This is a genomic window from Xanthobacter pollutisoli, assembly GCF_040044995.1.
Classification (GTDB): Bacteria; Pseudomonadota; Alphaproteobacteria; order Rhizobiales; family Xanthobacteraceae; genus Xanthobacter.
Map to the genome: position 1 here is coordinate 60597 of NZ_JBDZDP010000007.1, position 23455 is coordinate 84051.

Annotated in this window: 25 protein-coding genes; 10 read left to right on the top strand and 15 right to left on the bottom strand. The window is 69.5% G+C overall.

All coding sequences use genetic code 11. The annotated features are described in order from the left end of the window. Window positions 1-38: 38 nt before the first annotated feature. Window positions 39-1646, bottom strand: coding sequence for a gamma-glutamyltransferase family protein (locus ABLE93_RS15185; protein ID WP_348840681.1), 1608 nt, complete (start codon window positions 1644-1646; stop codon window positions 39-41). Window positions 1647-1795: 149 nt separating this feature from the next. Here ABLE93_RS15185 and ABLE93_RS15190 point away from each other — a divergent pair, with 149 nt between their 5' ends. Beyond that, on the top strand, window positions 1796-2047 hold the full coding sequence (locus ABLE93_RS15190; RefSeq protein WP_348840682.1) for a hypothetical protein: 252 nt from the start codon (window positions 1796-1798) through the stop codon (window positions 2045-2047). Between the two features lie 7 nt (window positions 2048-2054). Here ABLE93_RS15190 and ABLE93_RS15195 read toward each other — a convergent pair whose 3' ends face one another. Beyond that, window positions 2055-2696 carry a nitroreductase family protein gene (locus tag ABLE93_RS15195; RefSeq protein WP_348840683.1) on the bottom strand — a complete coding sequence of 214 codons (642 nt, stop codon included), beginning with the start codon at window positions 2694-2696 and terminating at the stop codon, window positions 2055-2057. Between the two features lie 476 nt (window positions 2697-3172). Here ABLE93_RS15195 and ABLE93_RS15200 point away from each other — a divergent pair, with 476 nt between their 5' ends. The 3 genes from ABLE93_RS15200 (at window position 3173) to ABLE93_RS15210 (ending at window position 5957) form a co-directional block, all read left to right on the top strand. Further along, a complete protein-coding gene (locus ABLE93_RS15200; protein ID WP_348840684.1) occupies window positions 3173-3853 on the top strand; it encodes a cold-shock protein in 681 nt (226 codons plus the stop codon). Window positions 3854-3995: 142 nt separating this feature from the next. Next, entirely contained in the window at window positions 3996-4187 is a 192-nt protein-coding gene (locus ABLE93_RS15205) for a hypothetical protein (protein WP_348840685.1), read from the top strand. 171 nt (window positions 4188-4358) lie between these two features. Continuing rightward, a complete protein-coding gene (locus ABLE93_RS15210; RefSeq protein WP_348840686.1) occupies window positions 4359-5957 on the top strand; it encodes an AMP-binding protein in 1599 nt (532 codons plus the stop codon). A gap of 6 nt (window positions 5958-5963) precedes the next feature. On the opposite strand, the gene ABLE93_RS15215 is transcribed toward ABLE93_RS15210, so the two are convergent. The 3 genes from ABLE93_RS15215 to ABLE93_RS15225 form a co-directional block, all read right to left on the bottom strand. Next, window positions 5964-6731: an aldolase/citrate lyase family protein gene (locus tag ABLE93_RS15215; RefSeq protein WP_348840687.1), complete on the bottom strand. Its 768-nt coding sequence runs from the start codon at window positions 6729-6731 to the stop codon at window positions 5964-5966. A gap of 66 nt (window positions 6732-6797) precedes the next feature. Then, complete coding sequence (locus ABLE93_RS15220; RefSeq protein WP_348840688.1) at window positions 6798-7286, bottom strand: cupin domain-containing protein; 489 nt, start codon at window positions 7284-7286, stop codon at window positions 6798-6800. 78 nt (window positions 7287-7364) lie between these two features. Continuing rightward, on the bottom strand, window positions 7365-8486 hold the full coding sequence (locus tag ABLE93_RS15225; protein WP_348840689.1) for an NAD(P)/FAD-dependent oxidoreductase: 1122 nt from the start codon (window positions 8484-8486) through the stop codon (window positions 7365-7367). 351 nt (window positions 8487-8837) lie between these two features. Here ABLE93_RS15225 and ABLE93_RS15230 point away from each other — a divergent pair, with 351 nt between their 5' ends. The 3 genes from ABLE93_RS15230 (at window position 8838) to ABLE93_RS15240 (ending at window position 11852) form a co-directional block, all read left to right on the top strand. After that, the gene (locus ABLE93_RS15230) at window positions 8838-10025 is read left to right on the top strand and encodes a pyridoxal phosphate-dependent aminotransferase (protein ID WP_348840690.1); all 1188 of its coding nucleotides are present in this window, start codon (window positions 8838-8840) and stop codon (window positions 10023-10025) included. A 3-nt stretch (window positions 10026-10028) separates the two neighbouring features. Next, complete coding sequence (locus ABLE93_RS15235; protein ID WP_348840691.1) at window positions 10029-10760, top strand: lysozyme inhibitor LprI family protein; 732 nt, start codon at window positions 10029-10031, stop codon at window positions 10758-10760. A 132-nt stretch (window positions 10761-10892) separates the two neighbouring features. Beyond that, window positions 10893-11852 carry a sugar kinase gene (locus tag ABLE93_RS15240; RefSeq protein WP_348840692.1) on the top strand — a complete coding sequence of 320 codons (960 nt, stop codon included), beginning with the start codon at window positions 10893-10895 and terminating at the stop codon, window positions 11850-11852. A gap of 30 nt (window positions 11853-11882) precedes the next feature. On the opposite strand, the gene ABLE93_RS15245 is transcribed toward ABLE93_RS15240, so the two are convergent. The 8 genes from ABLE93_RS15245 to dnaK all read right to left on the bottom strand — a co-directional run bounded on the left by ABLE93_RS15245 (window position 11883) and on the right by dnaK (window position 19501). Next, the gene (locus tag ABLE93_RS15245; RefSeq protein ID WP_348840693.1) at window positions 11883-12506 is read right to left on the bottom strand and encodes a 2,3-bisphosphoglycerate-dependent phosphoglycerate mutase; all 624 of its coding nucleotides are present in this window, start codon (window positions 12504-12506) and stop codon (window positions 11883-11885) included. An 18-nt stretch (window positions 12507-12524) separates the two neighbouring features. Beyond that, window positions 12525-13340 carry a 4-hydroxy-tetrahydrodipicolinate reductase gene (dapB, locus tag ABLE93_RS15250; protein ID WP_348840694.1) on the bottom strand — a complete coding sequence of 272 codons (816 nt, stop codon included), beginning with the start codon at window positions 13338-13340 and terminating at the stop codon, window positions 12525-12527. 32 nt (window positions 13341-13372) lie between these two features. After that, on the bottom strand, window positions 13373-14017 hold the full coding sequence (locus ABLE93_RS15255) for a DUF1330 domain-containing protein (protein ID WP_348840695.1): 645 nt from the start codon (window positions 14015-14017) through the stop codon (window positions 13373-13375). 12 nt (window positions 14018-14029) lie between these two features. After that, the gene (pyrF, locus tag ABLE93_RS15260) at window positions 14030-14752 is read right to left on the bottom strand and encodes an orotidine-5'-phosphate decarboxylase (protein WP_348840696.1); all 723 of its coding nucleotides are present in this window, start codon (window positions 14750-14752) and stop codon (window positions 14030-14032) included. After that, entirely contained in the window at window positions 14749-15333 is a 585-nt protein-coding gene (locus ABLE93_RS15265; protein ID WP_348840697.1) for a histidine phosphatase family protein, read from the bottom strand. Before ABLE93_RS15265 ends, pyrF begins: the two co-directional genes overlap by 4 nt. 50 nt (window positions 15334-15383) lie before the next feature. Next, window positions 15384-16001 carry a class I SAM-dependent methyltransferase gene (locus tag ABLE93_RS15270; protein ID WP_348840698.1) on the bottom strand — a complete coding sequence of 206 codons (618 nt, stop codon included), beginning with the start codon at window positions 15999-16001 and terminating at the stop codon, window positions 15384-15386. 213 nt (window positions 16002-16214) lie between these two features. Further along, window positions 16215-17351 carry a molecular chaperone DnaJ gene (gene dnaJ, locus ABLE93_RS15275; RefSeq protein WP_348840699.1) on the bottom strand — a complete coding sequence of 379 codons (1137 nt, stop codon included), beginning with the start codon at window positions 17349-17351 and terminating at the stop codon, window positions 16215-16217. 254 nt (window positions 17352-17605) lie between these two features. Next, complete coding sequence (gene dnaK / locus ABLE93_RS15280) at window positions 17606-19501, bottom strand: molecular chaperone DnaK (RefSeq protein WP_348840700.1); 1896 nt, start codon at window positions 19499-19501, stop codon at window positions 17606-17608. Window positions 19502-19729: 228 nt separating this feature from the next. Between dnaK and pncA the strand changes: the two genes are divergently transcribed. Next, on the top strand, window positions 19730-20398 hold the full coding sequence (gene pncA / locus ABLE93_RS15285) for a bifunctional nicotinamidase/pyrazinamidase (protein ID WP_348840834.1): 669 nt from the start codon (window positions 19730-19732) through the stop codon (window positions 20396-20398). A gap of 13 nt (window positions 20399-20411) precedes the next feature. Here pncA and ABLE93_RS15290 read toward each other — a convergent pair whose 3' ends face one another. Continuing rightward, window positions 20412-20792, bottom strand: coding sequence for a VOC family protein (locus tag ABLE93_RS15290; RefSeq protein WP_348840701.1), 381 nt, complete (start codon window positions 20790-20792; stop codon window positions 20412-20414). Window positions 20793-20882: 90 nt separating this feature from the next. Then, a complete protein-coding gene (locus ABLE93_RS15295; protein WP_348840702.1) occupies window positions 20883-21449 on the bottom strand; it encodes a hypothetical protein in 567 nt (188 codons plus the stop codon). Between the two features lie 229 nt (window positions 21450-21678). Between ABLE93_RS15295 and ABLE93_RS15300 the strand changes: the two genes are divergently transcribed. Continuing rightward, entirely contained in the window at window positions 21679-22314 is a 636-nt protein-coding gene (locus ABLE93_RS15300; protein WP_348840835.1) for an alpha-ketoglutarate-dependent dioxygenase AlkB, read from the top strand. Between the two features lie 118 nt (window positions 22315-22432). Further along, window positions 22433-23386, top strand: coding sequence for a hypothetical protein (locus ABLE93_RS15305; protein ID WP_348840703.1), 954 nt, complete (start codon window positions 22433-22435; stop codon window positions 23384-23386). The last annotated feature ends 69 nt before the right edge of the window (window positions 23387-23455 follow it).

Consider the following 23455-nt stretch of genomic DNA (forward strand, 5'->3'; position numbering starts at 1 on the left):
CGGCCGGTTTCATTTCGGCCAGGCGCCGGTGCCCCGGCTCACACGCCGGCGGCGCCCCCATCGGCCCGCGGATCGTGGGCACCCTCCAGCCGCCCGTCGGGATGCAGAACCACCCCGCCGGCGTGTCCCATGAGGTCGGTGTAGTCCTCCGCAAGCACCACGAGGTCATGGCCGGCGGAGGCGAGGCGGTCTGCCAGCTCACCCTCGAAACGGGCTTCCAGCTTGAGATTGGTGGCATTGTCGCCCCAGGTGCGCCCCAGCAGCCAGCGCGGCCTGGCGATGGCCTCCGCCAGCGGCACGCCGAACAGGGCATGGCGTGTGAATACGGCCGCCTGCGTCTGCGGCTGCCCCTCCCCGCCCATGGTGCCGTAAGCGAGGATGCGCCCGTCGGCCAGCTCGGCGAGGGCGGGATTGAGGGTGTGAAACGGCCTGCGGCCGGGCTTCAGAGGGTTCAGCGCCTTGGGATCGAGGGAGAAACTCGCGCCCCGATTCTGCATCAGCACACCGGTGGCCGGCAGGACGCAGCCGGATCCGAACTCGAAATAGATGGACTGGATGTAGGACACCGCCAGCCCCGAGATGTCGGCGGCGCCGAGCCAGACGGTATCGCCGGCGTGCCCCGAGTGCGGCCATTCCAGCGCGCGGCGCATGTCGATGCCGGCGGCGCGCTTCGCCAGGGCGTCAGGGGTGAGGAAGCTGGCGGGGTCGAGGGTCATGGCGTCGGGATCGCTGACCACCCGGTCGCGGACCAGGAAGGCCCGCTTGGTGGCCTCGATGAGCCCATGAACATGCTCGAAGCTCTCCGCCCGCGCCACGTTCAGACGGTCGAAAAGGCCGAGGATGAGGAGCGAGGCGAGCCCCTGGGTGGGCGGCGGCGCGTTGAACACCCGCGCCCGACCGAGCTTCACCTCAAGGGGCGCGCGCTCCCGGGCGGCGAAGCTCGTGAGATCCTGCCGCGTGACCGGGCTGCCGATGCGCTCCAGGTCCGCCGCGATCTCGCGCCCCACGTCGCCGCGGTAGAAATCGGCGAGGCCCGCTGCCGACAGGTGATCCAGCGTATCGGCAAGGCGCGGCTGGCGCTGCAGGCTGCCGATCCCGGGCACCGCCCCATCCCGCAGGAAGGTGGCGGCAAAGCCCGGCGCATTTTCCAGCTCGGCCTTCTTGGCGGCAGTGAGCTGGGCCTGCGAGCGCGACACCGGCACGCCCTCGCGGGCGAAGCGGATGGCCGGCTCCAGCAGCCGCCGCACGGTCATGCGTCCGCCATGGGCGCGGGCGGCCTCCAGCGCCAGCGCCCAGCCGGCGAGCGCTCCGGGAACTGTGACGGCGGCATGGGGACCGCGAAACGGCACCGCATCGAAGCCGAGTTCGTGATAGGCGGAGATGGTGGCGCGGGCGCCGGCGAAGCCGCAGGCCTCCAGATAGCGCACCCGTCCAGAGGGCTCGCGGATCAGCCAGAACCCGTCGCCGCCCACGTGATTCATGTGGGGATAGACCACGGCGATGGCGGCGGCGGCGGCCACCATGGCCTCCAGCGCGTTGCCACCCTCGGCGAGAACCTCCCGCCCCGCCTCCACCGCCAGATGGTGCGGCGCGGCGATGACGCCGCGGCCGGCATGGGTGCTCTCGTAGGCTTCGGCTGGCAGCATACGCTCCTCCTCGGCGGCGCGCCTCGCCCCGGACTTGACCCGGCGGCGCGCCCGTCGCAGTTTCGCCCCCGCTATAGAGCGCGGCGCGGGAAATTCCAAAGCGGAGGCAAGGCCCCGCTCGGCCGGGTCGGATGGTTCGGGAGACGGTAATGGCGGGTTCGGTTCAGGCGAAGACGGGCAACGGGCGCGGCAATCTGCTGACGGTGGCGAGCGCCACGGCACTGATCGCCACCGAAGCCTTCGCCACGGCCGCGGCCGCCGGCTGGGCCCTCGCCGGCCTGTTCCACCTGGGCGACATCGGCGAGTGGGGCCTCATCGGCCTGTTCAGCCTGCTGGCGCTCTACATCACTGTCGTCTATGCCCGCCGCGCCTATCGGGTGGAGATGACCGCCGTCGGTTGAGGGAGCCTCAGGGCGTCCAGCGCGTCACCACCTGTGCTAGGCTCGGTCGCGGGCGGTCCTCGGGCCGCACGGCGGGCCGCCCGATGTGGATGAAGCCCGCCACCTTCTCCGTCTCCGTCACGCCGAGCAGCGCCGCCGCCTCCCGATCGCGGCCGGGCCATTTCAGCAGCCACAGCGCCGAATAGCCGAGCGCGGTGGCCGCCACCACGAGGTTCATGCAGGCGGCCCCGGCGGAGAGCACCTGGTTCAGCTCCGGAATCTTGGCCGCCGGATCGGCCCGGCTCACCACCACCACCGTGAGCGGCGCGCGGGTGAGATAGTCCTGCCACATGCGGGACTTGTCCGGGGTGAGGCCGGGATTGCGCACGGCATAAAGCTCATCGAGCTGCGCCCCTGCCGCTGCCCGCGCGTCGCCTTCGAGCACGATGAAGCGCCAAGGCACCAAGCGGCCATGATCGGGCACGCGGGCGGCGATGGCGAGCATGCGGTCGAGCTCGTCCGGAGATGGCCCCGGCTCCAGCAGCGCCCGCAGCGGGAGCGAGCGGCGAGCCTCCAGAAGCTCCAGAGTCTGCGGCGACACCGGCACATCGGCGAGAGGCGCCGCGAAGGCGAGCGCCGCGCCGGAGTGGCTGTGAGCAGGCTCCGTCATGACCGCTGGTCTCCCAATTGTGCGCCGCGCATGAATAGATGCGCCGCGATAAAATAGAATGAGGTAGAATTGAACTGGAATTCTTGCATTTTGCCACGTGGCTCGCGCGCGGGATTCTGCATCCAAAGGTCCGCGGATGCAGCGCCGGCCGCAGCTTTTGCTGCTCCGCGCGGTCACGCCGTGCTGCGCCGCACGACAACCGCACTGTCGCCCAACATTCATGTACCAAAGCGGAGGAGATGTGTTAGTCTGTTCGTTGGTCGGAGGCGTGCGCCCGAGTGTGTGGGCACGAACACCGACCTTGTCATATAGGCTGCGAGGCGAGACGCGGGTGGCTGGATCAAGCGTTATGCGAAGGCGGAATTTAAGACGCCCGGGGCGTGCAAGTTAAACAGTGGCACGACGAGACGCATATTATCCGGCAGTGGTGGATGGCCCTAAGCCAAATTTGGCGACTGACCTCAACGGAAATACACATGAGCCGTAACCGAGACTTCCGAGAGCCGCGCCGCCGTGGCTTTGACGACGACTTTGCGCCGCCGCGTGATCGCGGCTTCGGAGGGGACCGTCCGTTTTCTTCGCCGAGCAGCAGCTTCAGCGCCCCCGCACCGTCGGGTCCTCCCATCGACGCCACCGTCAAGTGGTTCAACCCCGAGAAGGGCTTCGGCTTCGTCGAGCTGTCCGACGGCTCGGGCGACGTGTTCCTGCACGCGCGGGCCCTTGAGGCCGCCGGCCAGGAAAGCGTGCCTCCCGGCTCCAAGCTGTCTGTCCGCGTCGGACAAGGCCAGAAGGGCCGCCAGGTGACCGAAGTGCTGGAGGTCGACACCTCCACCGCCGAGGCCGCGCCCCCCCGGCGCAGCAGCTTCGGTGATCGTCCCGGTGGCGGCGGCGGCTTTGGCGCCCCGCGCGCAGGCGGCGGCGGACCCCGTGCGGCCACCGGCCCCACCGAGGAGCGCGTCGGCACCGTGAAGTGGTACAACCCCGACAAGGGTTTCGGCTTCATCGCGGTGGAAGGCGGCGGCAAGGACGTGTTCGTGCACGTCACCGTCATTTCCCGGTCCGGCCTCAGCGACCTCGCCGAGGGCCAGCGCGTGGTGGTGCAGGTCGGCCAGGGCCCGAAGGGTCCTGAGGCCCGCGGCATCGAGCTCGCCGACTGATCCAGGGCTGATCCAGCTCCGGTCCGCTGCCTCGGACATCCGAGGCGGCGGGCTGGTCCAACCCTACGGGCGGTGCCGGGCGCGAGCTCGGCGCCGTTCCCGTTTTTCTGTTCTTTCCGTTGGTGTGGAGTCGAAGATTAAAATGGCGCAACAGGCAGAGGCCGACCTTTCGAGCCTCCTCGAACGTCTCAAGGCCGCCCAGCGTGAGCTCGTCCTCACCGCCGCCAAGGGCACCACCCTCCCCTCGGACGGCATGCTGCGCAAGATTTCCGAACTCGAAGGCGCCATCGCCGCCACCGAGGCTTTGATGCAGGAGGAAGGCGTCCGGCGCTGAGCCGGATCGCCCCTTCCGCCCAAGACCGGCGCTCCGCGCCGCGTGGCACCGAGACGGCCCTCCCCCTACCCGCATGCCACCGATCATCCGGCAAAGGATGCGGTGGACCTCCCACCCCCGACCCTGTAGCGTGCGCCGCAACATAGCGGGGCAACAGGACGCGGAACGGGTATGCGGGCGCACGACACCGAGTATGAGCGCCAGCGCCGTGCCTTCCGCTGGACCGTTCCAGACCGCTACAATATGGCGGTCCATGCCTGCGACGCCGTCGCGGCCCGCACGCCCGACAGCCCCGCGCTTTTCCTGCCCGCCGGCGACGGCTTTGCCCCGGTTTCTTATGGCGCGCTGAGCGCGCTCTCCAACCGCTTCGCCCATGCGCTGCTCGCCCATGGCATCCGTGCCGGGGACCGGGTCGGCATTCTGTTGCCCCAGTCGCTCGAGGTGCTGGCCACTCATCTCGCCGTCTACAAGATGGGCGCCATCGCCGTGCCTTTGGCCGGCGCATTCGGGGTGGAGGCCATCGCCTATCGCCTCGCCGATTCCGGCGCCAAGGCCCTTGTCACCGACGATGCCGGCCTCGCGAAGTTGGCAGAGCCCCCGCCCGATCTTGAGCTGTTGGTGAATGTGGGGGGCGCACGGGACAGCGCCCTCGGCTTTACCGATCTGGTGGACGCCGCGAGCGACCGAGCGCTGGAGATCACCTCTGGCCCGGACGACCCGGCACTGATGATCTACACCTCGGGCACCACCGGCCAACCCAAGGGCGCGCTCCACGGCCACCGGGTGCTGTTGCCGCACGTGAGCGGCGTCACCTTCACCCATTCGGGCATCGGCCTGCCCGGCGACCGCATGTGGACCCCCTCCGACTGGGCCTGGGCCGGCGGATTGCTCAACACCGTTCTGCCGGCACTGGCCCTCGGCGTGCCGGTGGTGGCGCAGCCGCGCGGCAAGTTCGATCCCGAAGCCGCGTTCGCGCTGCTGAAGAGGGCACAGGTGCGCAACGTGTTCATTCCGCCCACGGCCCTTCGGATGATGCGGTCGGTGCCGGAGCCGCGGGCGCGCTTCGGCTTCGCCTTGCGCACCGTCGGATCGGCCGGCGAGGCGCTGGGGGCCGAGACCTTCGAATGGGGCCGCGCCGCCCTCGGCGTGCCAGTCAACGAATTCTACGGCCAGACGGAATGCAATTACGTCATCGGCTCCGCCGCCGCTCTTGGCGTGGCGAAGGCTGGTGCCACCGGCAAGGCGGTGCCCGGCCACGAGGTCGCGGTGCTTGGCCCCGACGGCACGGAAGCGCCGCCCGGCGTGATGGGCCAGATTGCAGTGCGCACCCCCGATCCCGTGATGTTCCTGCGCTACTGGAACCGCCCCGAGGCGACCGAGCAGAAGGTGAAGGACGGCTGGCTTCTCACCGGCGACCTCGCCACCAAGGACGAGGAGGGCTACTTCCACTTCCTCGGCCGCGACGACGACGTCATCACCTCGGCGGGCTATCGCATCGGCCCGGCCGAGATCGAGGACGTGCTGCTGCGCCATCCTGCGGTCGCCATGGTGGCGGCGGTGGGCAAGAAGGACCCGCTGCGCACGGAGATCGTCAAGGCCGTCATCGTTCCCATGCCCGGTGTCGAGCCAACGCCGGAGCTGGAAGCGGATATCCGCGATTTCGTGCGCACCCGCCTCGCGGCCTATGAATATCCCCGCGAGATCGCGTTCGTGGACGAGCTGCCACTCACCACCACAGGCAAGGTCATCCGCCGGCTGCTGCGGGACTGAGGCGGCTCACCCCTTGTACTGCTTCGCCAGCGCGTCGACCGTGCGGGCGAACAGGCCGGCGTCCACCCCGACGGCGGTGAAGAGCGAGCCGGCGGCCATGTAGCGGCGTGCCAGAGCCTCGTCGCCCACCACCAGCACGCCGCCGCGGTTGCCAGCCGCGGCGATGCGCTTCAGCCCGCCTTCGATGGCCTCCACCACCTTGGGATGCGTCGGCTGGTGCAGAAGCCCCATGGAGGCGGAGAGATCGCCGGGGCCGATGAAGACGCCGTCGACGCCGGGCACGGCGCAGATCTCCTCCACCTTCTCCAGCGCCTCGACGGTCTCCACCTGCACCAGCACGCACATCTCGTCCTGGTAGCGGCTGAAGTAGTCGCCGATCCGCCCGAAGCGGGTGGCGCGGGACGCCACCGCATAGCCGCGGATGCCGTCGGGCGGGTAGCGCGTCGCCGCCACCGCCGCCCGCGCTTCCTCCGCATCCTGCACCATGGGAATGAGGAAGCTCTGGGTGCCGATGTCGAGGAAGCGCTTCAGCGTCGTCGCATCGTTCCACGGCACCCGCACCACCGGCTGGGTGGCATAGCCCACCATGGATTGGAGCTGGTTGAATACGTTGGGCAGTTCGTTGGGCGAATGCTCCGTGTCCAGCACCAGCCAGTCGAAGCCGGCGCCGGCGAGGATTTCCGAAACGTAATTGGAGGGGATGGCGCACCACAGGCCGATCTGCTGCCGGCCGGAATGGAGCGCGCGCTTGAACGGGTTCTCGGACAGCTGCATGGGGTTTCCTCGGGTTTCAGGCCGTTTCGCGCGGCCTTGTTTGGAAGGGGACGAGCTGGCCGTGCCTCAGCGCGGCGGGTAAGCGGTGCCGTCCTTGTGGGTGAAGATCCACGTGCCGTCGGCGCCGAGGACAGCGCAGAGGTCATCCTGCGGATAGCTGCCTTCGTCCCCCGGTGTGCGGTCGCCGATCTCCAGATAGACCACATCGGCCTGCGTGCGGTTGACGAGCTGGTGGGCAACGCCGTTGGCCGGAAAGCCCGCGCACATGCCGGGTTCGAGGTGCACCTCGCCCTGGTCGGTCACCAGCGTCGGCGTCCCTTCCAGAATGTAGACGAACTCGTCCTGCCTCGAATGCCGGTGCAGCAGAGCGGATTCCCCGCCGGGCAGCAGGCGTGTGAGGTTGACGCCGAAATTCGCGAGGCCGAACACGTCCCCGATTTGCCGCTTCTCCCGCAGCGCCATGCGGCTGAAGAACGGCTCGGGATAGTTGGACGGCTTGGTGCGCGGCGGCACATCGCGCGCGGAGATCGCGAGGGGCGGGGTCTTCTCGGGCATGGGAGGCGGGCTCGCGGCGGGTGTCGCAGGAAGCCTAGACCGCCGCCGCGCCGAATTGAATGGTCCTTCGCCGTCCCGTCACTCCGGCCGCAGCATATCCGGCACGTCCTCGCCCAGCACCATGCCGGCGAGCATCTCGCCCAAAGCGGGCGCGAACTTGAAGAGGTGGCCGCCGGCGAAGAAATCCACCGCGCCACGGCGCACCACTTCCAGCCGCTCCGATTCCCACGGCGCGCCGTCGTCCGGATGCTCCAGTGAGGTGGAGACACAGGATTCGATGGCGAAGCTGGCGGTGTCGAGCCCCGGCAATGTCTCGGCCGCCAGCGCCAGCGTGTGCTCCACCACCTGGTCGGGATGGCCACCGCCGGTGCGGTCGGTGTCGCTGGGCTCCAGCCCCACGGCGAACAGGCCGTCATGCAGCGCCGGCAAGCCATAGGTGTAGAGCACGCCGTGGCGGTGGTCGCTCTTGTCGCGGAACGACACCATGGGGCGATCCACCAGCGCAGGGGCCATGGGAAACAGCAGGCGCTGATGGACGCTGTAGACCTGGGGCACGCGCACCCCCACCGCGCCAGCGAGCACGGGTGTCTGCATGCCCGCGGCCACGAGCACGCGCCGCGCCTTGAAGATGGCGCCACGGGTGGAGAGCAGCACATGTCCCGGCCGCGGGGTGAGGCCGAGCACGGACGTGTGCTCGGCAAGGGCATCGCCGAGGGTGGATTTCAGCCAGACGATGGCGTCCCGGGCGCGGATGGTACCGGCCTCCTCCTCCAGGATCACTGGCTTGTCCCAAGGCCGGCGCACCGGCAGCAGGGCCTCCTGCTCGGCGGGCGAGACGAAGCGCACCTTGAGGTCGAGCGCCGCCAGCCGGGCGAGCTCGGCCGCCGCATCCTCGACGATGAGGAAGGAGCCGGTGCGGTCGATCAGCGGGCGGCCGGCGGCCTTCTCCCAGCTGTCCCAGCCCGCCCGCGCCTTGCGGGCGAGCCAAAGCATGCGCGGGTCGGCATAGGCCGCGCGCATGATGCGCGAACCGCCGGCCGACTGAGCGCCCCCCGCAGCTCCCGCATCGAAGCAGCGCACGCGGATGCCGAGGTCCCTGAGCACATGGGCCACCGACAGGCCCACGATGCCTGCGCCGACGATGGCGATCTCGATCTCCTCGAAATGGGACGCGGCGGCAGAAACGGCGGCGGGGGCCATGGAGGCTCCTTCTTGGTCGGGCAGGTGTCTGGTGCGAATATATATTTCAAGGAGAGCGTCATGCCGCGGGCGCGTCCGCGGCATCCACCGTTTCGTGCGCGGGGCGGAGCGCGACCGGAATGCCGCCGGGTGCCGATCCCACGCCCTGGAGACCCGAAGCGCGTGGGAGATGGGTGCGCAAGCCGGATGGGATCGGCGGCGTGTCCAAGGCCAAGCTACGGGCGTTGCCCCTTTATCTCCCACTCCCCACACCCGCCCTTCGGTGCTATCCAGAGCCTCCCTGAAACGCGGCGCGCCAGATGCCGCGGTCATGCACGCGCCCCTTCGGCGGGCGTCTGGAGGAATTGCCGCATGCTCGTCACCAATCCCGCCTTCGACCGCATCGGCGAGGAGAATGCGTTCGCCGTGCTCGCCCGCGCCACCGCACTTGCGAGCGAGGGGCGCTCGATCCTCAACCTCGGCATCGGCCAGCCGGATTTTTCCACCCCGCCCCACATCGTCGAGGCCGCCATCAAGGCGCTGCGCGACGGGCAGCACGGCTACACCCCCTCCGTCGGCATCCTGCCCCTGCGCGAGGCGGTGGCGGGAGACCTTCACCGCCGCTACGGCGTGGATGTGGACCCGAACCTCGTGATGATCGTCCCCGGCGGCAAGGTGACCATGTATGCCGCCATCCGCCTGTTCGGCGAGCCGGGGGCGGAGATCCTCTATCCCGATCCCGGCTTTCCCATCTACCGCTCCATGATCGAGCATACCGGCGCGACGCCCGTCGCGGTGCCGATCCGCGAGGAGAACGGCTTCGCCTTTTCCGCCGAGGAAACCCTGTCCCTCATCACCCCGGCGACGCGGCTCCTGATCATCAACTCGCCGGCCAACCCCACCGGCGGCGTCACGCCCGCGTCGGAGATCGACAAGCTGGTGACGGGCCTCGCGGCCTTCCCGCACGTCGCCATCATGTCGGACGAGATCTACGACCGCTTCGTGTTCGACGGGGAGGAGCACCGCACGCTGCTCGCCTATCCCGAGATCCGCGACCGGCTGATCCTGCTCAACGGCTGGTCCAAGACCTATGCCATGACCGGCTGGCGGCTCGGCTATTCGGTGTGGCCGCAGGCGCTCTATGACCAGGTGCGCAAGCTCGCGGTGAACTGCTGGTCCTGCGTTAACGCCGCCACCCAATATGCCGGCATCGCCGCGCTGGAGGGGCCGCAGGACGCCGTCTTTGCCATGACGGAAGAATTCGACGCGCGCCGCCGCATGGTGGTCGAGGGCCTGAACGCTCTGCCGGGCGTCTCCTGCGCCACGCCCAAGGGCGCCTTCTACGCTTTCCCCAACATCTCCGGCACCGGATGGACCTCGGCCAAGCGCCTGGCGTCGGCGCTGCTCGAGGAGGCGGGCGTTGCGGTGATCGGCGGGCCGGACTTCGGCATCCATGGCGAGGGCTACCTGCGCCTGTCCTACGCCACTTCGCGGGAGAACATCACGGCAGCCCTCGGCCGCATGGGGGACTTCCTCGCCGCCCATCGCAAGGTGGCGTGAGGCGTGGCTGCTGCGCCCCGGCGGTCCCACAGGCGGGCGCTCATCGGCCTCGCCCTGATCGCCTTGGCACTCAGCCCGGCACTGGTACTCCTCTCCTCCCGCGCGCCAAACGATTCGGGCGCGGACACGGGACCGCACGGGCCCGCCCTCGCTCTCGAACGTTTCCACGAGTCCCCCGCCCCGCCGGCGCCCGAGACTCCGGAGAGCAACCGCGCGCCCCAGCCCGAGGAGGCCCCGCCGCCTGCCGTGCCGGCCAGCCCCGCGGTCCAGGCTGCCCCCGGCCCGGAGCGCTGGAAGGGCACGCCCGCCTGTCCGCGCGAGAAGGTGTCGGGCGGCCAGTACAACCGCTGCCTCTATGACGTCACCCGCACCTCCGAGCAGGCGCTCGAGGCCGAGGTCAACAACGCCATCGCCGTCATCGAGGCCCGCACCGACCTGCCGGGGGTCCAACGCGCCCGCTGGAAAGCGCTGCTGGACGAGGCGCAATCGCGCTTCCTTCTGTTCCGCAATCTGGACTGCCAAGGCGTCGCGCCGTTCGAAGGGCCGCGCGGCATCGGCAATTTCGAGCAGCGGGCCCTGTGCCTCATCGAGGCCAACCGCTCCCGCTCGGCCGACCTGCGGGCTCGCTACGGGACGCTGCAGGCGGCTGCGGAAGCTGCAGGTGGCAAGACCTTCTCCGGTCCCCAGGACCGTCCCGGCACCTGGATCTACCCGGTGCCCCCTCTGCTCGATTGAAGGCCCTCGGGCATTCACCGCTTGCATCGGATCGAAGCGGCGGTTCAATGCGATCGCAGTCCGGCCCCAGGCTGGTATGGTAGGTTTTCCGCAGCGCCGGTAGTGCGGGCGGGGAGAGGAACGGAGGCGCCGGTGTCGAAGGTGGTTTGCGTGGGCGAGGTGATGGTGGAGCTCGCCCGCGGCTCCGACGGACGCTTCGGCCTCGCCTTCGGTGGCGACACGTTCAACACCGCCGTCTATCTCGCCCGTGCCGGCGTGGACGTGGCCTATGCCACGGCGCTGGGCGACGACGCCTTCTCCGACGACATCCTCGCCCTGGGCGCCGCCGAGGGCGTCGACATGGGCCTCATCCAGCGCGCCGCGGGCAAGGTGCCGGGACTCTATCTCATCACCACCGACGACAAGGGCGAGCGCAGCTTCCATTACTGGCGCGACACCTCACCCGCCCGCGCCCTGTTCGAGGCGGACGGCTGGCAGGACGTGGCCGCGGCGCTGGTGGGCGCGGGTGCGGTCTATTTCTCCGGCATCACCTTGTCGCTCTATTCCAACCAGGGCCTCGGCCGCTTCCTCGCCGCGCTGGAAATGGCAGGGGGCGCGGGCGGCAGCCGGTCCGGGGCGCCTGCCTGGCGGGTGTTCGACGGCAATTTCAGGCCCCGCGGCTGGGGCGGCGACGTGAGCCGCGCGCGCACCGTTTTCGCCGAGGCGATGAAGCGCTCGACCCTCGCCCTGCCCACCTTCGAGGACGAGGCCGCCCTGTGGGGCGACGCCTCACCCGCCGCCACCATCGAGCGCATCACCACCTTTGGGTTGAGCGAGGTGGTGGTGAAGAATGGCGCCGGCGGCGCACTGGTGCATGCGGAGGGCCGCACCGTGGAGGTGCCCGTGGAGCGCGCCGTCTCGCCGGTGGACACGACCGGGGCGGGCGACAGCTTCAACGCCGGCTATCTCGCCGCGCGGATCGAGGGCGCAAGCCCCGAGGCGGCGGCGCAGGCCGGACACCGCCTCGCGGCGGAAGTCATCATGCACCGCGGCGCGATCATTCCCCGCGCCGCCCATCCCCGCACCGCCCCTGAGGGCGCCACGGCGCATTGAGCTGGCAGCCCTGCAAGCCGGATCCGCCGCTCAGGCGGCCAGATCGCGCCGGTCCTCCACCGTCGAATCAGCCTTGAGGCGGTAGATGATGGGCACGCCGGTGGCGAGTTCGCGCTTCATGATGCCTTCGGGCGAGAGGCGCTCCAGCACCATGATGAGGGCCCGCAGCGAATTGCCGTGGGCCGCCACCAGCGTCGCCTCTCCGCGCAGCACGCCGGGCAGGATCTCCTGCACGTAATAGGGCAGCGTGCGGGCCACCGTGTCGCGCAGGCTTTCGCCGCCGGGAGGCGGAACGTCGTAGGAGCGGCGCCAGACATGGACCTGCTCCTCGCCCCATTTGGCGCGGGCATCGTCCTTGTTGAGGCCGGAGAGGTCGCCGTAGTCGCGCTCGTTCAGCGCCTGGCTGCCGAAGGTCTTCACGTCGTCCTGCTCCATCTCGCCGAGCACCAAAGCGAGGGTGCGCTGGGCGCGGGTGAGGGCCGAGGTGAAAGCCACGTCGAAGGCCAGTCCCTCGGCTTTGAGCAGCGCGCCGGCGCGCTTGGCCTCGGTGACGCCCTGCTCGGTGAGGTCGGGATCGCGCCAGCCGGTGAACAGGTTCTTCAAATTCCACTCGCTCTGCCCGTGACGGACGAGGACGAGGATGCGGTCGGACATGGAAGCAGCTCCGGGGGATCAGAAATCGGCGAGGCCGAGCACGTCGGCCATGGAATAGAGACCGGGCTCGCGGCCCTTGGCCCAGCGTGCGGCCGCGAGCGCGCCGTTGGCGAAGATCATGCGGTCCTCGGCCTTGTGCACCAGCTCGATGCGCTCCGCGGTGCCGGCGAAGATCACCATGTGCTCGCCCACCACCGAGCCGCCCCGCAGGCTCGCAAAGCCGATGGCGCCGGCCTTGCGGGGACCGGTGACGCCGTCGCGGCCGCGCTCGGCGCAGTCGTCGAGATGCCGGCCCCGACCCTCCGCCGCCGCCTCGCCCAGAAGGAGCGCGGTGCCCGAGGGCGCATCCACCTTGCGGTTGTGGTGCATCTCGACGATTTCGATGTCGAAGCCCTCATCCAGCGTCGCCGCCACGCGGCGGGTCAGCGCCGCCAGCAGGTTCACCCCGAGGCTCATGTTGCCGGACTTGACCACCGGCGTGCGGCGCGCGGCGGCGGCGATGGCCGAATTGTCCTCGTTGGAGAAGCCCGTGGTGCCGATGACGTGGGCGATGCCCGCCTCGGCGAGGCGCTCGGCGAGGCGCACCGAGGCGCCGGGACTGGAGAAGTCCACCACCACGTCGGCCCCGTTGAGGGTGGGGGCGACGTCGCTCTCCACCGTCACGCCGTTGGCGCCGATGCCGGCCATGAGGCCCGCGTCCTCGCCGAGATGGGTGGAGGCCGAATGCTCCAGCGCGCCCACCAGCACGAGGCCTTCGGCCTCGGCGACGGCCTTGATGAGGGTGCGGCCCATGCGGCCGCCGGCCCCGGCGATGACGATGCGCAGATCAGCCAAGATGAACAATCCTTCGCACGGCGGGAGCGCCCTCAGGCGGGCGGCGCCTCCTGCCCGGTGTAGCCGGAGATGAGGACGAGATCCGCCTGCGAGACGTCGCGGCGGATGGCGATGGCTTTCTGGTAGCCCGGCGAGAAATAGCAGGCGCGCGCGGTGGCCACGTCGCGGAATGCGATCACCACATAGCGCGCCCGGCCGTGCCCTTCCAGCACCTGATGCCGGCCGCCGCGCACCACGAACCAGCCGCCGTATTCGGCCAGCGGCTCGGCATTGGCCGCCACATAGTCCTTGTACCGCTCGGGATCGCTCACATCCACCTTGGCCATCCAGTAGCCGCGGGGATGTTCTGGCGTGCCTTCGGGTGGCGGGGCGGCGGCGGGCTGGGGGCCGTCGTAGCCTTCCACCACGGCGAGATCGGAAATGGCGGTGGCGCGGCGCAGCTCGCGGACGGGCGCGTAGTCCGGCGTATTGTACAGCGCGAGCGCCGCATCGTAGGAGGGCATCTCCACCAGCACGTTGCGGTGACGCTTGATGCCTTCGAGCTGCTCGAAGTCGCCGCCCCGGACGACGAAGCCCATGCCATGGGCCGTCGCATAGGCGAGGTTGGCGGCCCGGTAGGTGAGATAGTCCACCGGGTTCACCACGTCGAGATTGAGGAACCAGTAGCCCTTGGCCATCGCCCGCCCCCCTCAGCCGTGCAATTCTTCGATGATCGCCTTCGCCGCCGCCACCGGATCTTCCGCCGCGGTGATCGGGCGGCCGACAACGATGCGGTCCGCACCGGCCGCGATGGCCTCGGCCGGGGTGGCGACACGCTTCTGGTCGCCGATCGCCGCGCCCCGCGGCCGCACCCCCGGCGTCACCACCCGCCCGTCCGGTCCGAGGATGGCGCGCACCATGGCAGCGTCGGTGGGGGCGCAGATGACGCCGGCGATGCCCGCCTCCCGCGCCTGCCCGGCGCGCAGCCGCACCGTCTCGGTCACGCTGTCGCGATAGCCGGCAGCGGCGAGGTCGGCATCGTCATAGGAGGTCAGCACCGTCACGCCCAGCACCTCCAGCGGCGTGCCCGCGGCGCCGCGGGCCGCGGCGGCCATGGTTTGGGGATAGGCATGGACGGTGAGGATATGCACCCCCCGCTCCGCGGCGGCGGCGGTGGCCCGCTCCACCGTATTGCCGATGTCGTGGAGCTTCAGGTCAAGAAACACCTTCTTGCCAGCCCCCACGAGATCGGCGGCGAGATCGAGCCCCCCGGCCACCGACAGCTCGAGGCCGATCTTGTAGAAATTCACCACGTCGCCCAGTTGCCAGACCATCGCCTCGGCCGCGGCCACGCAGGGAAAGTCCAGCGCCACGATGAGCCGCTCGCGGGCGCGCCGGTCGGCTTCGGCGGCGATGTCATCCGGGCGCGTCATGGGGCTTCCTCCATTGGCCGCCACCGGTCCGGGCGGCGTCCGGGCGCGCTCGCGAACCAGCATCCGCCCCCCACCGGCGGCTGGTCATACGCACGGGAGATGGCGTAGCCCGCGAGATGGCACAGAAGCAAGGTGCCCACCCCGCCATGCCCAACGAAGAGCACGGTGCCCCGCTGCTTCCCATCCGCCTCGGCGAGGACGCTCTCAACCGCGCGGACGATGCGGGCCTGGGCGTCCACCGCCCGCTCCCAGCCACGCACGCTTTCCGATGGACAGGCGAAGAACGCATCGGCCATCTGCTGGAATTCGGCTTCCGGCAGGTAACCTGTTGCCGACCTGTCGTTTTCGCCCATCTCCTCGCGCACTTCGATGGGAAGGCTCAGGACTGCTGCCAGCAGCGCCGCCGTCTCCTGCGCCTTGGTCTCGGCGGACGCCACGACGCGGCCCACGCGCAAGCGGTCGAGCCGTGCGGCAAAGGCGCGCGTGCGATCGCGGCCGACCTGCGATAGGCCCCAGAGGGGAACCGGGACGGCCGGGTCGACCTGGACCTGGGGATGGGTGAGATAGAGGAGATCCGTCACGGGCGGCCCCGGCGGGAGGCGCGGCCGGCAGCGTGCCGGCCGTTGCGGACTCAGGGGCGGCGATAGGCCCAGACGCGGGCGGGCGGAATGTTGCGCCACACGCGCGGCGAGCGCTCGCCATCGATGGCGCCGGGCACCAGCGGCACCGGGGAGACCACCGCATAGGTGAACTGAACGAACGGCCCGCCCGGATGGGAGAGGTCAAAGGCCTCGTTGACCATGCGGTGGCGCTCGGCTTCCGGCATGGTGAACAGCGGTAGGGACGAGATGGTGCCCACGGCCTTGCCCGGCAGGCGATCCTTGAGGGTCTTGCCGAGGGCGTAGGCGTCACCGTTGATGATGGTGGCGCCGGGATAGCGCAGGCGCAGCAAAGCGCAGAATTCGGGATTGTACTCGATCAGGAACAGGCGATCCTGCGAGAAGCCCCGCTGGATCAGCGCCTTGGTGACGGGGCCGGTGCCCGGCCCGAGCTCGATCACCGGGCCGTCCATCTTCGGATCGAGGTAGCTCGCCATCATCTTGGCGAGGGCCGGGCTGGACGGCGCGACCGCGCCGGTCTTGAGCGGATTCTGGAACCACGACTGCAGGAAACGCACCTCGTCCTTGAGGTGGGGCTTCTGGAGCAGGGGCTTCTGAAGCGGCCTGCGGTGGTCGTGGGACTGAAGCATCAACGGCACCTCGGACGCCCGACAGGATCGGATATCAGGCGCTTAGACGGGAAAGGGAAGCGGGTCAAGATTCGCGCAAGGGTGACACGCGGCGGCGAGGGGTACGGCTGGACCGGGTGGCGGGCAGCCGGCCGACATTCCGCAAAGGCGGCAGGCTCCGACTTCGTCGCGGACGGGCTCATGACAGGATTACCGCTGGTGCTGTGGCAGAGCTCACGCCCCTTCACCCGCGGCGCCCTGGAAGAATTCCTTCACCTTGGCGAAAAAGCCGGTGGATTCCGGATGAGTCTCGCCCGAGCTGTCCTTGTCGAACTCGGCGAGCAGCTCCTTCTGACGCTTGGTCAGCTTCTGCGGCGTTTCCACCACCACCTGGACATACATGTCGCCGGCGGAGCGCGAGCGCAGGATGGGCATGCCCTTGCCGGAGAGGCGGAAGCGCTTCTGCGACTGGGTGCCCTCGGGGATCTTCACCTTGGTCTTGTCGCCGTCGATGGTCGGCACCTCCACCGCGCCGCCCAGCGCGGCCGTGACCATGGAGATGGGCACGCGGCAATAGAGGTCCGCGCCCTCCCGCTGGAAGAAGGGGTGGGGCTCGATGGAGAGGAAGATGTAGAGGTCGCCCGCCGGCCCGCCGCGCACGCCGGCCTCGCCCTCGCCGCCGAGACGGATGCGGGTGCCATCCTCGACGCCGGGGGGAATCTGCACCGAAAGGGCGCGCTCGCGGGTCACCCGGCCCGCGCCGCCGCAGGCGCTGCAAGGATCCTCGATGACGCTGCCGCGGCCCTGGCAGGTGGGGCAGGTGCGTTCCAGCGTGAAGAAGCCCTGGGCATGCCGGATCTTGCCCGCGCCGCCGCAGGTGCGGCAGGCCTTGGGCTGGGTGCCGGGCTTGGCGCCGGAGCCCGAGCAGGCCTCGCAGGCGACGGACGTGGGGATCTTGATCTGCGCCGTCTTGCCGACGAACGCTTCCTCCAGCGTGATCTCCATGTTGTAGCGCAAATCGGAGCCGCGCCCGCGCGCCTGCCCGCCGCCGCGCCCGCGGCCCATGGAGCCGCCGAAGAGATCGTCGAAGATGTCGGCGAAGGAGGAGGCGAAGTCGTTGCCGAAGCCGGGACCACCGCCGCCATTCTCGAAGGCGGCATGGCCGAAACGGTCGTAGGCCGCGCGCTTCTGGGGGTCCTTCAAGACCTCGTAGGCCTCGTTGACCTCCTTGAACATCACCTCGGCTTCCGCATCGCCCTGGTTGCGGTCCGGGTGCCACTTCATGGCGAGCTTGCGATAGGAGGCCTTCAGCACCGTCTCATCGGCGCCGCGGTCGCAGCCGAGGGTTTCGTAATAATCGCGCTTGGCCATCGTCTATCTTCACCTGCCAACTGGGCCGCTCCCGCGCGGCCGGACGGCGGGGCCTTCGCCTTGACGCCGATCTTCCGCCGGGCCGTGCCTCAGCCGGCTATCAAAGCGTTATGTCCGGGAACGCAGGCGGCAGCAACTCCCCCGGCCTGCCCGGCGTGTGGCCCCTCGCATTGGGCCGAGCCCGAGGGCGCTCGCAGAATATTCGCTCCTCCCGGAGGAGGACCGGCGGGCGCTAGGCGCCCGCCGGATCAAACTCAGGCCGACTTCTTCTTGTCGTCGTCGACCTCGGTGAACTCCGCGTCCACCACGTCGTCCTTCGGAGCCGAAGCGCCCGCCTCGCCGCCCTGCTGGGCCGCATACATGGCCTCGCCGAGCTTGAGGGAGGCCTGGGCCACCGCGTTGGTCTTGGCGGTGATAGCCTCGGCGTCCTCGCCCTCGAGGGCGGACTTCAGCTCCGCCAGAGCCGCCTCGATGGCGCCCTTCTCCGCCGCGCCGACCTTGTCGCCATGCTCGGCGACGGCCTTCTCGGTGGAGTGGATGAGGGCTTCCGCGTGGTTCTTGGCTTCCACCAGAGCGCGGCGCTTCTTGTCCTCGGCCGCGTGGGCCTCGGCGTCCTTCACCATCTTCTCGATGTCGGCGTCATTCAGGCCGCCCGAGGCCTGGATGCGGATCTGCTGCTCCTTGCCGGTGCCCTTGTCCTTGGCGGAGACCTGCACGATGCCGTTGGCGTCGATGTCGAAGGTCACCTCCACCTGCGGCACGCCGCGGGGCGCGGGCGGGATGCCCATGAGGTCGAACTGGCCGAGCATCTTGTTGTCCGCCGCCATCTCGCGCTCGCCCTGGAACACGCGGATGGTCACCGCGGTCTGGCCATCTTCCGCCGTGGAGAACACCTGACTCTTCTTGGTGGGGATGGTGGTGTTGCGGTCGATGAGGCGGGTGAACACGCCGCCCAGCGTCTCGATGCCCAGAGACAGCGGGGTCACGTCGAGGAGCAGCACGTCCTTCACGTCGCCCTGGAGCACGCCCGCCTGGATGGCGGCACCGATGGCGACCACCTCGTCCGGGTTGACGCCCTTGTGGGGCTCCTTGCCGAAGAACTGCTTCACCACTTCCTGCACCTTGGGCATGCGGGTCATGCCGCCGACGAGGACAACCTCGTCGATCTGCCCGGCGGTGAGGCCGGCATCCTTCAGCGCGAGCTTGCAGGGCTCAACGGTGCGCTGGATGAGGTCGTCCACCAGCGCCTCGAACTTGGCGCGGGTGAGCTTCATGGTGAGATGCTTCGGGCCGGAGGCATCCGCCGTGATGAAGGGCAGGTTGATTTCGGTCTGGGTGGCGGACGACAGCTCGATCTTGGCCTTCTCGGCGGCTTCCTTCAGCCGCTGGAGGGCGAGCTTATCGTTGCGCAGGTCGATGCCCTGCTCCTTCTTGAACTCGTCGGCCAGATAGCCCACGAGCCGCATGTCGAAGTCTTCGCCGCCGAGGAAGGTGTCGCCGTTGGTGGACTTCACCTCGAACACGCCGTCGCCGATCTCCAGCACCGACACGTCGAAGGTGCCGCCGCCGAGGTCATAGACCGCGATGGTACCGGCCGACTTCTTGTCGAGACCGTAGGCGAGCGCCGCCGCGGTGGGCTCGTTGATGATGCGCAGCACCTCGAGGCCGGCGATCTTGCCGGCATCCTTGGTGGCCTGGCGCTGGGCGTCGTTGAAGTAGGCGGGGACGGTGATGACCGCCTTCTCCACCTTCTCGCCCAGGAACGACTCGGCCGTCTCCTTCATCTTCTGCAGGATGAAGGCGGAGATTTGCGAGGGAGAATACTTCTTGCCGTCCGCCTCGACCCAGGCATCGCCGTTGTCGGCGCGCACGATGGAATAGGGGACGAGCTTCTTGTCCTTCTCGACGGTGGGATCGTCGTAGCGGCGGCCGATGAGGCGCTTCACCGCGAAGAAGGTGCGCTCGGGATTGGTGACGCTCTGCCGCTTGGCAGGCTGGCCCACGAGACGCTCGCCGTCCTCCGTGAAGGCGACGATGGAAGGCGTGGTGCGCGCGCCCTCGGCGTTCTCGATGACTTTCGGGGTGGACCCCTCCATCACCGCAACGCAGGAATTGGTGGTGCCGAGGTCGATACCGATGATCTTGGCCATATGGTTTTCTCCTTGCCGGCAGGCCGACCGGGCCCTTTCGGCACCCGCGGAGGATGAACCGCGAGCCCCTCCCGCGGCCGATCCGCCGGCCCCCTGAACTTTCGAATTGGGGTTCGCCGCGAAAACGGCGATCGTGGCGCATATAGGGGGGGTGATTTGGCCCCGCAAGGCGTGCTAGCAGGCCGCGGGAGCTTTTTCACGCCCGCGCGAGGAAATCCCGTGAACCCCTTGACATTGCGTCCGCAGACCCCGGGTGGCCGAGGGCCGGGCGGCAGCGCCGCCAGCGCCGTGCTGGTGCTCGTGGACCTCCAGCTGGACTTCCTGCCCGGCGGGGCTCTGGCGGTGCCCGGCGGAGACGAGGTGCTCGACCTCGCCAACGCTCTGGCAACCCGCTTCCGCAACGTGGTGCTGAGCCAGGACTGGCATCCGGCGGGCCACGTCTCCTTCGCCTTGACCCATGCCGGCCGGGCGCCCTTCGAGCGGATCGAACTGGACTATGGGCCGCAGATCCTGTGGCCGGACCACTGCATCCAGGACAGCCCCGGCGCCGCCATCGCGCCGCAGGTGCGCGTCCCCCATGCCCAGCTGGTGGTGCGCAAGGGCCACCATGCCGGCATCGACAGTTATTCCACCTTCTTTGAGGCCGATCGTGCGACGCCCACCGGCCTCGCCGGCTATCTGCGCGAGCGGGGGATAGATACCGTCTACCTTGCGGGCCTGGCGCTCGACTTCTGCGTCTCATGGTCGGCGGTGGATGCCGCACGGCACGGATTTACCACCCTTGTGGTGGAAGACGCGTGCCGCGCCATCAATGTGGACGGGTCGCTCACCGCCGCCCTTGCCGACATGGAGGCGGCGGGCGTCACCCGCACCACCGCGTCGGAGCTTCTCGGCTGACAGGAGGCATAGGTCAGGCGTCGGTGGCGGTCATGATGCCGAAGGGAGCGCCGGTGGCGTCGGCGACGATGGCGATGCAACCGACGCCCGGGATCTCGAACGGCTCCTTCATGACACGGCCGCCCGCCGCGGTGAGCGCCTTCAGCCGCGCCTGCACGTCGTCCACATTGATGTAGCTGAACCAGTGGGGCGGCACCTCGGGCGGCAGGACGTCCGTCTTGTCCATCATGCCCGCCACCGGTTCATCGCCCAGCATGGCGATGTAGTAGGTTGCGCCGCCGTCCATGGGCATGGGCGAGAAGGTCCAGCCGAGCGTTGCGCCGTAAAAGGCCTTGGCTTTCTCCAAATCGTCGGTGAGCAGTTCATTCCAGTAGAACTTCCCGTGGGGTGCCATGCCGTCCTCCCATCGCCGCCAGTCCCGGTGGCGGGGTCGGCGGCGCGGCACTATGCCCAAAGCCCCGCCGCCCCGCCACGCCCGATTGGCTCACTCGACGATCAGGATGATCCGCCGGCTGCGCGGCTCTACCACCGCCGTCTCCTGGCTGGGCAAAACGACGTAGCGGTATCCGCCCACGCCATAATCGCCACCATAGGCCTCCGCTTCCGACTCGTCGGCCGGCACGCGGTCGTCCGGGTCATAGCCGGCGGTGGCGTAGCCGGGACCGTAGGCCGGACGGCCATAGCCGGGGCCGTAGGCGGGATCATACGGCGCGGCGCCGTAGACCGGCTGCGGCGGGCCGAAGCGGCGCAGGGCGACACCGGGCGGGACGACCTCGCCTACCGCCGCCACGAAGCCGCCGGGGACTAGCGCCGGCGGGACGGGATGGCGCACCACATAGGTCTCGATGTACTGCCGCTGGGCGGGCGTGAAGGTGACATAGCCGCCGGGCACCGCCACTGTGGTCTGCGCCGCAGCGGCGGAAGCGCCGCCCGCCAGAACACCCAGTACCAGCGCCGCCCGCCGAAGGAGCCGGTCGCCGCCCGACGGCCGGGAGATGCGCGACGAGAGACGATCCCCGCGGAAACGATCCTTACCAAGACGATCCTGCATGGTAGCAACTCCTCTTCCCCGGTCCCCAGCAGGACGACATGGTTCCTTCCGAATTTGTTCCGATGTGGCCGAAACCTGTGCTGTAATATATAGTTACTATCGTATTAAAGCCGATGTCGCGACAAGGGAAAGCCACCGTGCCGATCGAGCCTCTTCTTCAAAAGGCCAAAATCCCGGCGGCCGGCTGGTGACCGGGACTTCCCCGATCGTCACGCCCCCGACCCCAGCGATGGGGGCTGCGCGGCCCGGCCCCGCGGCGCTGGAGATCGCCCCCGGCGCCCTGTGGCAGCGCGAGGCGCTGGACCGGGCGGCCCAGGAGGCGCTTGTCGCCGACATCCGCGCCATCCTCGCCGAGGCGCCGCTCTTCACACCCACCATGCCCCGCACGGCCAAGCCCTTTTCGGTACGCATGAGCAATTGCGGGCCGCTCGGCTGGGTCTCTGATGCATCAGGATACCGTTATCAGCCATTCCACCCCGAAACTCGCCGTCCCTGGCCTCCGCTGCCCCGTGCACTCGAGGCGCTCTGGACCCGCTTCGCCCCCGGCGCGCCCCCGCCCGAAGCTTGCCTCATCAATTATTACGCGCCCGACGCCCGCATGAGCTTGCATCAGGATCGCGACGAGGCGGATTTCACCGCTCCGGTCCTCTCCGTGTCGCTGGGGGATACCGCCCTGTTCCGCATCGGCAGCGACAGCCGGCGGGGCGCGACGCGCTCGGTGCGGCTCGGCTCGGGAGACGTGGTCGTCCTCGGTGGGGAGAGCCGGCTGGCCTTCCATGGCATCGACCGCATCCTGCCCGGCACCTCGACGCTTCTTGCCGAGGGCGGCCGCTTCAATCTCACCCTGCGGCGCGTGACCGCCTGACGCGCCACGCTCTCGCCACCGGCCCCACACAAAAGCCGGAATGTCGCCCGACACAGAAGGTTCGGCCCGCTTCGGGGTGCGGAGGCCCCGCCGCCGGGCCAGCCCGCCGGAGTCCTCCATGCGCCTATTCTTCGCCGCCATCCTCCTTGCCCTGTCGCTTTGCTCCACCGTCATCGGCAGCGCCGCCCTCGCGCCGGCACATGCCGTGGAGGTGCAGTTCCCGCGCGGCGCCGCCATCGGCCTCGTCCCGCCCCCCGGCATGGTGGAAAGCACGCAATTTTCCGGCTTCGAGGACCCCGCCCACAAGGCCTCCATCCTCGTCGTGGACATGCCCGCCGAGGCCTACGACCAGATCGCCGCCGGCTTTTCGGATGCGGCGCTCGGCGCCAAGGGCATTACCCTCGAAAAGCGCGAGTCCTTCCCGCTGAAGGGCGCGCGCGCCATGCTCTTCGTCGGCAACCAGAACGCCGGACCGGTCACCGTGCGCAAATGGGTGCTGCTCGTGGGCAACGATGCCAGCGCCGGCCTCATCACATTGCAGGTGCCGGTGGCGGAGGCCTCCGCCTATCCCGACGCGGCGGTGCGTGCGGCCTTCTCGACCGTGGCGTTCCGCGGCGTCGCCGATCAGATGGGGGCACTGCCCTTCGTGCTCACCAACCTCGCCGGCTTCCGTCCCATCAAGGCGCTCGGGGGAACCACGCTGCTGCTCACCGACGGCCCCAAGGACGTGGTGGAAGGCCCGGAGCAGGCGGTATTCGTGGTTTCCATCGCAGGCGGGGCCCCGCGTGACGATGAGCGCCGGCAGTTCGCCCTGCGCGCGCTCGCCTCGGTGCCGGGCGTCAAGGACCTGCGGCTGGAGCGCGCCGAGCCCCAGCGCATCGGCGGGCAGGCTGGCTTCGAGGTGATGGCCACCGGCGTGGATGTGAAGACCGGCACGCCGGTGAAGCTGGTGCAATGGCTGCGCTTCGGCCCCAACGCCTACATCCGCATGGTGGGCGTCACCCGCCTCGACGCCTTCCCCGACACCTATGACCGCCTGCGCGCCCTGCGCGACGGCCTGGAGGCGCGCTGAGCCGCGCCGCGGCGTTGCGCCGGAGGGACGGTCGGGACTAACCTGACCCTCCCGACCGCTGCGCAGGAC